The following is a 12283-nucleotide window of genomic DNA, read 5'->3' as shown; positions in this document are numbered from 1 at the left end:
CTCATGGGCTGGTTTTCGCTGCGCGGCAAGCTGTCCGCCAATACTGCCGCCATCGCCAACCTGGGTGCCGGCCTGGTGGCGCTGCGGCTGGACGTTGGCGACGTGGCGCCTCCGGGCACGGTGCTGGTGGTTTTTTCCTCCTCCGGCCAGGCGCGCCGGCTGGCGCCCGGCAAGGTGGCGTCTTCGCCCGGCGATACCGTGTTCTGCTTTCACCCCGGCCCCTATACGGTGGACCTGGCGCCGTTTGCCGCCGCACCCGAGTGGGGGCTGCGCGTACGCCTGCTGGTCGATGCGCCCAATCCACACGCGGAGCAACAGCGCTTCGACCTGTTTCTGTATGCAGAGCACCATGAGCAGGGCGGGCAGCTGTCGCTGGTCGATCTGGGCGCGGCGCTGCAATCGGCCTTGCAGAGTGAACTTGCGCAAGGCGCGCTCGACCTGCCGCCGTGCACCACGCTGGAGGAATGGCACGCGTTCCGTTCCGGCTTCAATCAACTGCTGTACACACGCTACGGATTGACCGTGGATGACTGCGTGCCGGTAGATTTGGGCGGACAAGTCGATTTCGCCGACGTGTTGCGGGCGCGGGCCTTGGCAGCCAGCGTGGCGGCCGACGACGCCATGCAAGCCGCTCTTGCGCTGCATACCATGTCGGCCCTGCCGCAGGCCGAGGCACCCGACGCGCAGCCGACGGAACCCACATTGCAGCCGCTGACACCTGCCGTGTCGCAGTCCGATTCGCGGGCCACTTCACAGTCCGGATCACAGCCGCTCTCGAAGTCGGCCACGCAGCCGACCGCGCAGTCAACAACGCCCGCTGCATTGTCGGCCACCGCAGGTGCTGCATCGCAGACCGCAACGCAGCCTGCATTACACTCAATGCCGCCGCCGCCCCAGCAACCTACGCAGATACCGTCCCAGCTTGAGCCACAGCCCCAGACGCAGCAGCTGACGCCGCCAACTCGACCGGAGACCCATGCACTCCAAGACAATGCCGGCCTGCGCCGCCTGTTCGTGGAGCTGCCGGTACTCAGCCGCCACCTGCGCTTGCTGGTGCTGCCCCAGGGGGCGGCGATCTTCCAGGCGCACCAGTCGCTGCTGCTGCGCCTCGATATGGCAACCCTGAACGTGGACACCATGCCGTCGCTGGCCTGGGCAGCGCCCGACCAGCCGCTGGGCGCTGCCGACCAGGCGCGCCGGACTGCGGCAACGACCATCGCCGTGGCCGCGCTGGACGAAGCCTGGTCGCTGCTGGCGCGCCTGCACCTGGCCGGCAGCGAGGAATGGACCGCGCTGCTCGATGACGCGGACCGCATCTGCGCCAACCTCGAAACCGGCCTGGCGCTGCGCCGCGCCCCATACGTCCCCCGCCAGGAGCCCGCACTGTGACCACGCTCTCCATGACCGCCACGCCGTTGAATGCTGCCTGCACCTGCCTGCTGGCCGACGGCCGCTTGCTGACGATCACCGCCAGCCGCCGCCCGCGCGCCAACCGCGCCGACGTCAAATGCACGGTGCCCGGCGCACCGGCGATTGCCGCACAAATGCAGCAAGTGGTGCGGCTGGCGCGCCATACCGAGGCACGCCTGGACAGCCGCGACCAGGTAGTGCTGAGCATGGATGTCGCACCCGATCCAGGGCAGCGCGAATGGGAACTGGCTGCCGTGCTGGCCGACCGCATGGTGCGCGGCCTGCGCCCGATCCCGGTCGGCGCACCGCCGATGGCGCAGGGCTGGTCCGACCGCTGGCACCTGGGCCAGGCGAGCGAGGCGACCGTGGATGGCGTGTCCATCGGCCACCTGGGTGCGCTGGACGGCCACGCCGACCTGGCGTCGGCCGTCTCCAGCGTGCGCGCCTGGTTTCCGCTGCACAGCGGTGGCATCAACGATGCGCTGGCGTGGGTGGAGGTGAGCGTGTTCGCCATCGAAGTTGGTGTCCATGATGACACTGGCGAAGAAGAGACGATTACCGCGCCCGAGCTGGACCTGGCCGCACAGCAGGACGTGCGCCAGGCCCTGGCCGGCGCCCGCCACTTCGACGGCCACGGCCTGGGGCGCTGGCGCACGGTGGTGCGTTTCGGCCAGCCGCGCTTCCAGGGCGGCTCGTACCAGCTGGCGCTGGTGATGGCCGACCGGCTGGCGCGCGGGCGCGAGTTCGTGCCGCGCGGGCGCCTGATCGCTACCGGTACCTCGCGGGCGTGGCATGCGGGCATGGTGGAATCGGTGGAGGGCCGCGAGCCAAAGTTGGCCCTGATCTCGACCATGGCGGCCCCGGGCGATCGGGTGCTGCTGCCGGCCGACTGGGAAGCGTCGCTTCCGCCCGGGTTTGCTGCCCGTTTGCGGGAAAGGGGCGCATCCATGGCCTGCATCGACCGCATCGGCTTAATTTGAATCGAAGTGCGCTGAATGAATCGCGCCGCCCTGCTAAAATCGTCCACTGACAGCCGGCAGGCGGCGCGCGAGATGAATCGAAGAAGGAGTCTGACATGTTCCAAATGTTTGGTTTTGGCGGCGTCAAATGCCCGCGCTGCGCGCACAAGAGCGACGACCAGTCGGGCTACTGCAAGCATTGCGGCCTCACCCTGGGCGCGCCCCGCAGCGAACCGGTCCTGCGCGACAACCGCTGGGTGCCTGGCGACGACGAGCTGGCCGTGTACTTTGGCGTAAGCGCCTTGACCGGCATCTTTACCAAGACCCTGCGCGTGCCTGCCACCACCCGCGCCTACATCCTGCAAGCGGACAAGGCCACCGAAGTGCCGCAGGGCGAATACGAAATCGAAGGCTTTTTTACCCGGTTGAACCACTTGCTGCGCAATCAAAACGCTGAAATCCTGATCACCCGCAGCGCCGCGCTGCCGGTCGAGTTCTCGTTCGACGACCTGCACACGGCCGAGCACCTGAAGGTGTCGGCGCGCTTTACGGTCGCCATCAAGATCGAAAACGTGGCCGCGTTTGCCCGCCACTTCATGACCGTGCCCGGCGTGGTCAGCACCGTTCACCTGCAGGAGCTGCTCTCGCCATCGGTGCGCCAGCTGGCGGCGGAATTCGTCGGCAGCCGCTCGATGCGCGACATGGCTGGCAACGCCGACCTGCGCGCGCAGCTGGACGAACGCTTGCAGAGCGCCCTGAAACAGCGCCTGGCCTCGTACGGCCTGGCGGTTGAACGGGTGGAGACGGCTGCGCTGCGCCACGATAAATTCGACCATAACCGCGCCCGCATCGGCACGTTATGGCTGGTGGCGGACGAGCGCCACGTGCAACTCGAACACGTCAAGCAGCTCGACCAGATATACGACGAGGAAGAATGGCAGGCGATCTGGCGCGAAGAACAAAAAATGCGCTCCGACTTCCGCCGCGCCGAACTGCGCCAGGACGCCAGCGTCGGCAAGGCCGAACTCACGCTCAAGGAGAGCGAACGGGTACAGGCGCTGCGCGCGCGCGAGGTGGAGCTGTACAGCCAGGTGATGGAAGCCAAAACCCGCAAGGTGGCCATCGACAAGGGCGCCGGTACCGTGCTGGCTGACCTCGAACACGAACTGGCGCAAAAAAAATCCGGACGCGCCGGCGAACAGGCCGACTGGGAGCACGTGCGCCACCTGGCCCAGATCAAGATGCGCACCGAACTCGAAGTGCTGCAGCAAAGCGCCGCCGAGCAGCGCCAGTTGGCGCAGCAGCGCCTTGGCCACCAGTTGCGCCAGCAAGCTATTGAAAACCAGATTGCCCAGGCCCTGCAAATCGAGGACGAATCGCACCGCAGGAACGAACTGGCCGCGCTGCGCCAGCGCGAAAAGGATGAAAAGGCGCGCGAACTGCAACTGGAGTCCGAGGCCCACAACGCCCGCATCCAGGGCATGACGGTGGCGGTGGCTGCGCGTCGCCGCGAGGCGGAGCGGGTACAGGAATGGGAGGACCAGCTGGCGCTGGCTCGCCAGCGCGAACTGCTGCGCGGCGATGCGGTCAAGGACGCCGCCAACGCGGTGGAAGTGGCCGAGATCAGCCAGAAGATCGAAGATCTGCGCCGCACCGGCGAGCAGGCCGACGCCATTGCCCAGTACGAAAAGCTGCTGCGCACCATCGAGGCGGACGGCATCCATGCGCGCCAGAACCAGTCGCTGGGCAAGCAGGCCGCGCTCGATCAACTCGCCCTCGACGAGCAGCGCCAGATCCTGCGCCAGCGCGAGCGCGAGGCCGAGTGGCAGCACGAACTGAAAAAACTGGAACACGAGCGCGAGGAAAAATTCGCGCGCTGGAAGGGCGATTACGACGTGCTGCTGTCGCAGCAAAGCCACGAAATCAGCCGCATCGAGGCCATCGGGCGCCTGAGCGATATCGGCATGGTGGCTACTGCCAACGAATCGAACGCGCAGGCTGTTGCCCAGATCATGCGCATGCAGATCCAGGGCGGCATGACACCGGAACAGATCCAGTCTCTGGCGCAGGTGGTGGCGGCCGAGCAGGGCGTTTCGCCGGTGGAAGCGGCGCGCCTGGCCTACGAACGCGTGGTCGAGGAACGCGCCCACCGCGACACGGAACTCGACAAGGACCGGCGCCACCAGCTCGACCTGCTCAATGTGCAGAACGCGGCCAGCGCCAGTGCGCTGACCACCCAGAGCCAGCTCGGCATCGGCGTGGCCGGCGGCATTACGGGCAATGCCCACGGCGCCTGGGCCGAAGCGGGGCTGCCCCCGGCACGGCGCTGCCCGAACGGCCACGCCCAGCGCGCCGGCCATCCGGAAGACCGGTTCTGCCCGCAATGCGGCGCTGGGCTGGCGTAGGGTTGGTTACACTCTGATGATGCAAACAGCAAGAGACAAGATCCGTGAACTGCGGGCCCTGCACGAAGACGGCTTATTGAGCCTGCAGGAGTTCGACCGTCGCAAGAACGCCATCCTGGATGCGGAGTATGCGCCCCCGGGAGGCGCCGCCGCGTCGGCCATACCCACTCACGCGCCGCGCCAGGGTACGGAACTGGGCCTGATGACAGGCCAGGAAATCGGCCCGCAGCACCGCCGCTACCGGCTCGAACGGCTGATCGGCATGGGCGGCATGGGGCAGGTGTGGCAGGCCACCGACCTGGCCACCCACGCGGAGCTGGGCCACAGCGAAACCGTGGCCCTCAAAATCCTGCCGCCGCAACTCACGCAAAGCGCCACCCACGCCAAGCTGCTGATCGAGGAAGCCACCCAGGCGCGCCGGCTGGCGCACGAAAACATCGTGCGCGTGTACGAGTGGGCGCAAGACCCTGCCACGTCCAGCTACTTCATCATCATGGAATACCTGGAGGGTCAGGACCTCGATGCCTGCCTGGCGCAGCAAGGATCGCTCGATCTGGACGCCGTGTTCCGGCTGCTCTCGCCGGTCGGCGATGCGCTGGCCTACGCCTGGGACAAGCACAAGCTGGTACACCGCGACCTCAAACCGGGCAACGTGTTCCTTACCCATAAGGGGGAAGTCAAGCTGCTCGATTTTGGCATCGCCTCGCGCGCGCGCAATGCCGGCAGCAGCCTGGGACTGCAAACGCCCAACGCCGGTACGGTGGGCTACCGCGCACCGGAAGCCGGGGTGCATCAGCGGCAGCCGTCGCCACGGCTCGACGTCTATGCGGTGGCGGTGATGATTTACCAGTTGCTCGAAGGCCGGGTGCCGTTCGACGACCTGCGGCCTGCCGACTTCCAGCCATCGGTGCCGCAAGGTTTGAACGAGCGCCAGTGGCAGGTGCTGCAACAGGGGTTTGCGATCGTGGCCGAGCGTCGTCCGGCGTCCGTCAACGAGTTGCTGGCCGACCTGCGTGGCGCAGCCGGGCCGTCCGAAGCCGAACAGGCGGCGCAGCGCGAGAAGGAACTCGAAGAGCGACAACGGGAGGAGCAACGGCAGCGCCAGCGCGAACAGCAGGAACAACAGCAGCAACTGCAACGCGAACGCGAACAGGCGGCGCAACGCCAGCAGGACGCCGCCACACAGGCAGCGGCCCAGGCCGAGCAGGCGCGCGCGGCCGAACGCGAGCGCGTGGCAAAAGCCGCCGAACTGGCGGCGCGGCGCGAGGCGCAGGCCAAGGCGGCCGCCCTCGAAAAAGTGCGGCTCGACCAGCAGCGCCGCGCGCTGGAGGCGAAGCAGCGCGCCGAGGCGGAAGCAGCGGCGCTGGCCCGCAAGCAGGTGCTGCGCGAGCAACTGGCCGCGCGGCGCGACGCCGACGCCAAACAGGCGCGCGAGGAACAAGAGGAAAAGCAGCGCAAGGCCGCGCAACTGAAAGCGGAAGCGGCATATCGCGCCGAACAGGATCGCCACCGCAAGCAGCAGGCCGAGCGCCATGCGGCGGAACTGGCGGCCCTGATCCCCAGCCCGGCCAGCCCGGTGGCCGACGCCAGCGGTGTGCTGCGCGACCGCTTTATAGACGGCGCCGGCGCCGGTCCCGACCTGGTGCTGATTCCCACCGGCCGCTTCCAGATGGGATCGCACGAGGTGGAGCAGGCGGCGGCGGTGAAGGCCGGCGCCGAGAAAAAATGGTTGCAGCGCGAAGGGCCGCAGCACTGGGTGGGCATCGAATATTCGTTCGCGATGGGCCGGTACCCGGTCACGGTCAGCCAGTGGCGCCAGTTCGTGCGCGCCACGGAATGGGAGTCGCAGTCGGACGTCGACTGGCGCGCGCCCGGCTTTGCCCAGGACGACGAGCATCCGGTGGTGGGCGTGAGCTGGCACGACGTGCAGCGTTACCTGCGCTGGCTGTCGGAGCAGACCGGCCAGACGTACCGCCTGCCCAGCGAGGCTGAATGGGAGTACGCGTGCCGGGCCGGCACCAAAACGGCGTTCAGCTTCGGCGACACCATCGGCACCGACCAGGCCAACTACGACGGCAATTACGTCTACAACGGCGGGCCGCGCGGAGAGTTCCGCCAGGGGACCAGCAGGGTGGATGCATTCCAGCCCAATCCCTGGGGCCTGTTCGACATGCACGGCAACGTGTGGGAGTGGACCCAGGACGTGGTGCACGACACCTACGACGGCGCGCCGGCCGACGGCAGCGCGTGGGAAGCTGGCGGCGACCAGGCGCGCCGCATCCTGCGCGGCGGTTCGTGGCTGTACAACCCGCGCTACCTGCGCGCGGCGGTGCGCAACGGCTACTCGGCCCTGCTGGCCAACGACATTGTCGGCTTCCGGGTGGCCCGCAAGCTGGTGTAGTTGGTATGGCGAGATGCGGGGTGTATACTGCCGCCTCTCTTCTACCAACATCAGGATCACAACCATGAGCGCTCTGCCACCATGCCCCAAATGTAACTCCGAATACACGTACGAAGATGGCGCGCAACTGGTGTGCCCGGAGTGCGCGCACGAGTGGAGCGCCACCGCCGGCACCGCTGCTGCTGAAGATGGTCCGCGCGTGTACCGCGACTCGGTGGGCAATGTACTGGCCGACGGCGACACCGTCACCGTCATCAAGGACCTCAAGCTCAAGGGCGGTGGCGGCACCGTCAAGGTGGGCACCAAGGTCAAGAACATCCGCCTGGTCGATAGCGACCACGATATCGATTGCAAGATCGACGGCTTCGGCGCCATGAGCCTGAAAACGGAATTCGTGCGCAAGGTGGTGTGACTTTGCCATATTAGCGCCTCGTTCAGGAGAGGCAACCGGGAGCCGAAAGGTGTACATTGTCGGCTCCGACCAATATCGCACACTACCACCAGGGAGACCAGTCATGACCATCGCCAATCTGCTCAAGGGCCACGAGAAGGACCTGGGAGGCGGCTTCGTGGTGCGCCGCTACCTGCCGTCCGCCATCAAGCAGGCGGTGGGGCCGTTCATCTTCTTCGACCATTTCGGTCCGGTCGAGGCGCCGGCCCACGCCGACCACGACGTACGTCCGCATCCGCACATCGGTCTGTCCACCGTCACGTACCTGTTCGAAGGCGCGATGGACCACCGCGACAGCCTCGGCACGTTCCAGCGCATTGAGCCGGGCGCCGTCAACTGGATGACCGCCGGGCGCGGCATCGTCCACTCCGAGCGCACGCCGCAAGACCTGATCGACATCCCGCACCGCACGCACGGCCTGCAACTGTGGGCCGCGCTGCCGGTGGCGCACGAAGAGGATGAACCGGGTTTTTGCCACACGCCCGCTGCCGATATTCCGCAACTGGCCATCGACGGCGCCGTGATCCGGGTGCTGGTGGGCAGCGCCTTCGGCCAGACCTCGCCGGTCAGGACCTACAGCCGCACGCTGTACCTCGACATCGTCCTCAAGGCCGGCCATGTGCTGGCGCTGAACGGCTTGCCGGAAGAAGCGGCGATTTACCCGATCAGCGGCGCGGTGGAAATCGACGGCGCCCCGCTCGCACTGCACAACATGGCGCTGCTGGCCACGGCCGAGCAGCAGCGGGTAAAAGCCACGGACGATGGCGAAGCCCACTTCGTGGTGATCGGCGGCGAACCGCTGGACGGCCACCGCTTCATGTCGTGGAACTTCGTTTCGTCAAGCAAGGAGCGCATCGTGCAGGCGGGAGAAGACTGGGAAGCGCAGCGCTTTCCCAAGGTGCCCGGCGAGACGGAATTCATTCCGCTGCCGGTCAAAAAACCGGCGCCAAGCTACCTGTAGAGCGCCGAAAAAACCTCCAGAGCAAGGCGCTGCCACGAAGACAGTACGATAGTACGGCGAGTGGCGGCAACGCAGCTCTGGAGGCTTTTTTTAGGCGGTGTGGGCGTCGTAGGCGCGGTTTGAGCCGGTGCTGTAGCCGTCGCTGACATCGCCGCCAGCGGTGCGGATGATCCAGTGTTCGGGATACGCATCGCTGGCGAAGCGGCTGTGGCGTGGCACGCGGCTCAGTTTTTCCAGCGACACCGTGGGCGCCAGCGCGGTTTCCTTGCCGGTCAGCTGATCGAGGTGCCAGAAACCGCCAGCGCCATGGAACAGCAAGGGCAGCGCAGCCGCATGGGGCGCAGCGACAAAGGTCTTGACCGGGAAACCGGGATGTGTGTCGGGCGCCAGCACGTAGTAGCACTCGGCGCTGGCGCCGTGGTCGATGCGGTGCAGGATCACGCCGTGCGGCATGATGGCGGTGACCTGCAATACCGCCACGCCCTTGATGCTGGCGGTCAGCTCGATGCGCATGCCCAGCCGCAGCGCGGTGGGCTTGTGCTTGCCGGGCCACACGCCATCGAGCAGGATGCCGTAGCGCGACACGTCTTCGATTTCAAAACCGGCGCCCGCGCGGCGGATCACTGCGTGGCGGCCGGACAGGCGGCGCGTGAGGCCGTTGGTGTCCTGGCCGTCGGCCGAATAATGCGTGAGCAGCGCGTGCGCTTCGGGATCGACCAGCTCGAACCGACCGAATACGCATTCCTCGACCGCGAACAAACGGATCTGGCGCTGGGCGCCTGCCTCGGGTGCGGCATTGACCAGCGAGGCCGCGCAGCTGGCGTGCGGATGCACCGCGCCGGCCGCCGGCATGTCGATCTCGATCAGGTCCTCGTCCCAGGCGATGGTGGAAAAGCCCAGGTCCACCTTGCCGGCCGGGGCGTTCAGGTCGAGGTGGGCGATGCCGGCATTGCGGGCAGTGACGTCGATATCGAGGCTGTCGCCGCCGCTGGCGCTCACGCGCGCGATCGACGCGTCGTCGGCCATCACGCGCACGTTCTTGTGGGTGCTGAGGAAGATGCGGTGGATTTCGGTGAGCGTGGCGTCCAGGCGCGGCACCAGGATCACGAAAGTGCACACCCATTTGCGCGGCGCCTGACCAGCGTGCTGGCTCAGTACTTCGATGCTGATCTGGTACTGGCCATGCTCCTTGTCGCGCGACGAAAACTCGACGAACACGGGACGCCAGTCGCCGCCGACGGCACGCACGAACTGCTGGCGCGCGGCGCCGTGGGGAATCAATTCGGATTGCAGCTGCAAGGCCAGTTGCGGCGCGCTGGCCTCGGGCATGCCGCGCAATTCCATTTTCAGGGTTTGGCGGCCACCGGCAGCGCGCGGATCGAAGCCGCTGATGTGCAGTTGCGGGCGTTCGGCCTGGGCGCGTTGTAGCGGTCGGGCGTAGCCGGCTGGCGAAGTGGAAGCGGGAGAGGCAGAAACCCCATGGGCGTCACCCAGCGTCGTTACGGGCAAGCCGGAACGCGTTGTGCGCATGGCGCTCAGCAGGGCGTAGCTCGAGGAATCGGCTTGGGCGTGGCCGCCTTCGCAAGCTTGATTTCCTGGCATGACCCAATGAGTGCAGTGCGGGTGCTGGGCATTACTGCATTTTTTCATGACAAATCAACCGATGGGATACCCGCCAGTTTATGCGGTTTCGCCGCGTATTGCCATGCAAAGGTGCATCTGATCCGCATATTTTTGCAGACGGCCGCCCGCTGCGGACGCGCTACAACAGATCACGCGCCCGCACCATGTTCAGTTGTCACGAATGCACGCCGATTGATGCCACCGGCAGTGCCGTTTCGTCAATGTTTTCGCGCGGGCGCACGGCCGGCGCGTGGAAGCGCAGCACGATGGCGGTGACGTTGTCGATGTGCAGATCGCGCGGGGGATGGTCGGCGTACTCGCCAAACAGCGCGTCGAGCGCGGCGCCGGACGTCTGGCTTGAGCGCGCCATCAGCGCCGGCCAGCGCGCCGTCCATTCGAGTGGCCGGCCGCACGACCAGAAACCGTCGGTGGCCAGCAGGTACAGCGCATCCTCGCGCACGTCCAGCTGCCGGCGGTCGCCCAGGTCGCGCAGGAACGGTGGCAGGCGCTGCGCGTCGAGCGCCATCAGCGGGTCTTCCAGCACCTGCGGATTGCCGAAGGCGTTGCCGAGAATGTAGGCCTGAGAGATTTGCGGCCGGTGTTCGCCATGCACCTGCTGCCACCATTCCTGCTCGCCCAGCAAACCATGCATGGCGAAGCAGGTGGCCGGTACGTGGTCCACCGTCAGCGGACGCGCGGCCAGGGCCGAGATTTCGTACAGGCGCGAGTCGCCAGCATGGAACAGCAGGGGCGCGCCGCCGGGCGCAATTTCCAGCAGCGTGAGCGTGGTGCCGGGCCGGCGCAGGCTGTCGCCGGGGTGGCGGAAGCGCTGTTGCAGCCCGCGGTGCAGGGCGTCAAGGCGCTGGTCGAGCTGCGCCTGGGTGCTGCAGGCCGGCACGCGCAGCAGACCCTCGGCCACCGCCTCCGCGGCCTGGCGGCCATGACCGTGGCCGCCCATGCCGTCCATGACCGCCACCCGCACGTGGCCGGGCGGCCAGCCGGCCACCATCACGCTGTGCGGCGCCTGGTCGCGCAGAAAAGTGGCGCGGCCGGTGGCGTCGATCAGCAGCAGGTTGTCCTGGTTCTCCTGCGCCTGCGACGGGCAGATGCTGGCGCAGCTGCGCGCCGCGATATCGAGGCCGGGGCCGAAGTCCAGCAGGTCGGTGATGCGGGTCATCGTGGCGGGCGCCGGGGCGCGGGATGCTAAAGACCACAGCTTAGCTGAAAATCCCGGCGCGGTCGCGGCGGAGGTACAGGTCACGGCTCCGGCCCCGGTCCGTGTTCCGGTTTTGGCTTTATTTCCGGCCCCATTTCGGGCCCCATTACGGCACCATTTACGGCACCATTTACGGCCCCGTTTTCGGCTTCAGTTCCGGTGCTGGTCCCGGTTCCAGCTCCGCTTCCGGCGTGACTGCCGGAATGTGCGCCGGCGCATCGGGCCACGTCTTCGGCCATCATTCCGGGCGCGCCGCTTCATCGCTGCGGCGCAGCCACAGGCTGCTGGCCCAGCCCGTGCTTTGCTGGCCGTTGACGCTGGCCGTAACCTGCCACCAGTCGCCGTGGCGTCGGCCGGTGGCGACCACGGTGGCGCCGGCCGGCACCGTGAGCAGGCGCGGCGCATCGACGCCGGCGCTGGCGCGCAGGTTGAGGTCGCGGTGCACCTGGAACGGTCTGCCTGGTTCCCTGACGCCAGTTTCGGCGCCGCGCCGGGCGCTGCCCGGGCCAGCCGCCATCCCCGACGTGGTGGCGGTGGACGCTGAACGTTGCCGCGCCGTTGATGCTGCGGCCACCGGCAACACTGGCACCGGCGCTGCCGCTACTGGTAACGCAGCCATTGGCAAAGCCAGCTCGGACACCGGCGTCGCAGGCAGCGCCATCACGGGCAAAGCCACCACAGGCAAGGCCGCCAAAATCAGGCTGCCGAAGCCCCACGCGCCGGCAGCGGACAGGCCCAGTGCGCGCAAATTCGGCCGGCGCCACCAGCTGCGCGGCGTGAGCCACGCGCACAGGCTCCAGGTGAGCGCCAGGCCCGCCGCAAAGGCGCCGGCCGTGTACAGCGTGGCGGTATGCATG

9 protein-coding genes are annotated in these 12283 nt (G+C 67.4%); 6 read left to right on the top strand and 3 right to left on the bottom strand.

Annotated elements, in window-relative coordinates; genetic code table 11:
- Window positions 1-3: 3 nt before the first annotated feature.
- The 6 genes from F8197_RS13300 to F8197_RS13275 all read left to right on the top strand — a co-directional run bounded on the left by F8197_RS13300 (window position 4) and on the right by F8197_RS13275 (window position 8587).
- Window positions 4-1389, top strand: coding sequence for a hypothetical protein (locus F8197_RS13300; RefSeq protein ID WP_152882257.1), 1386 nt, complete (start codon window positions 4-6; stop codon window positions 1387-1389).
- Window positions 1386-2390, top strand: a complete 1005-nt coding sequence (locus F8197_RS13295) for a hypothetical protein (protein WP_373996867.1) — start codon at window positions 1386-1388, stop codon at window positions 2388-2390. Before F8197_RS13300 ends, F8197_RS13295 begins: the two co-directional genes overlap by 4 nt.
- A 95-nt stretch (window positions 2391-2485) precedes the next feature.
- Entirely contained in the window at window positions 2486-4774 is a 2289-nt protein-coding gene (locus tag F8197_RS13290) for an SPFH domain-containing protein (RefSeq protein WP_152882256.1), read from the top strand.
- Between the two features lie 16 nt (window positions 4775-4790).
- On the top strand, window positions 4791-7175 hold the full coding sequence (locus F8197_RS13285) for an SUMF1/EgtB/PvdO family nonheme iron enzyme (protein ID WP_152882255.1): 2385 nt from the start codon (window positions 4791-4793) through the stop codon (window positions 7173-7175).
- 64 nt (window positions 7176-7239) lie between these two features.
- Window positions 7240-7587 carry a zinc ribbon domain-containing protein YjdM gene (locus tag F8197_RS13280; RefSeq protein WP_152882254.1) on the top strand — a complete coding sequence of 116 codons (348 nt, stop codon included), beginning with the start codon at window positions 7240-7242 and terminating at the stop codon, window positions 7585-7587.
- Between the two features lie 103 nt (window positions 7588-7690).
- Window positions 7691-8587: a pirin family protein gene (locus tag F8197_RS13275; protein WP_019922528.1), complete on the top strand. Its 897-nt coding sequence runs from the start codon at window positions 7691-7693 to the stop codon at window positions 8585-8587.
- 90 nt (window positions 8588-8677) lie between these two features.
- Here the strand turns inward: F8197_RS13275 and F8197_RS13270 are convergent, their stop codons facing one another.
- From F8197_RS13270 to F8197_RS13260, 3 genes are all read right to left on the bottom strand, one after another.
- Window positions 8678-10189 carry an FHA domain-containing protein gene (locus tag F8197_RS13270; protein ID WP_152882253.1) on the bottom strand — a complete coding sequence of 504 codons (1512 nt, stop codon included), beginning with the start codon at window positions 10187-10189 and terminating at the stop codon, window positions 8678-8680.
- A 196-nt stretch (window positions 10190-10385) separates the two neighbouring features.
- Window positions 10386-11387 (bottom strand): protein phosphatase, encoded by a 1002-nt coding sequence (locus F8197_RS13265; RefSeq protein ID WP_152882252.1) that lies wholly within the window; start codon window positions 11385-11387, stop codon window positions 10386-10388.
- A gap of 277 nt (window positions 11388-11664) precedes the next feature.
- Window positions 11665-12282 (bottom strand): SH3 domain-containing protein, encoded by a 618-nt coding sequence (locus F8197_RS13260; RefSeq protein ID WP_152882251.1) that lies wholly within the window; start codon window positions 12280-12282, stop codon window positions 11665-11667.
- Between the last annotated feature and the right edge of the window lies 1 nt (window position 12283).

This window comes from Duganella sp. FT27W (assembly GCF_009295655.1).
GTDB classification, from domain to species: Bacteria; Pseudomonadota; Gammaproteobacteria; order Burkholderiales; family Burkholderiaceae_D; genus Rugamonas; species Rugamonas zoogloeoides.
The sequence above is the reverse complement of the archived record's forward strand: the minus strand, read 5'-3'. Positions and strand labels throughout refer to the sequence as shown.

Coding starts and splice junctions, on each gene's coding strand:
- F8197_RS13300 (WP_152882257.1), top strand. CDS start 4: ATGGGCTGGTTTTCGCTGCGCGGCAAGCTGTCCGCCAATACTGCCGCC.
- F8197_RS13290 (WP_152882256.1), top strand. CDS start 2,486: ATGTTCCAAATGTTTGGTTTTGGCGGCGTCAAATGCCCGCGCTGCGCG.
- F8197_RS13285 (WP_152882255.1), top strand. CDS start 4,791: ATGATGCAAACAGCAAGAGACAAGATCCGTGAACTGCGGGCCCTGCAC.
- F8197_RS13280 (WP_152882254.1), top strand. CDS start 7,240: ATGAGCGCTCTGCCACCATGCCCCAAATGTAACTCCGAATACACGTAC.
- F8197_RS13275 (WP_019922528.1), top strand. CDS start 7,691: ATGACCATCGCCAATCTGCTCAAGGGCCACGAGAAGGACCTGGGAGGC.
- F8197_RS13270 (WP_152882253.1), bottom strand. CDS start 10,189: ATGCCAGGAAATCAAGCTTGCGAAGGCGGCCACGCCCAAGCCGATTCC.
- F8197_RS13265 (WP_152882252.1), bottom strand. CDS start 11,387: ATGACCCGCATCACCGACCTGCTGGACTTCGGCCCCGGCCTCGATATC.
- F8197_RS13260 (WP_152882251.1), bottom strand. CDS start 12,282: ATGCATACCGCCACGCTGTACACGGCCGGCGCCTTTGCGGCGGGCCTG.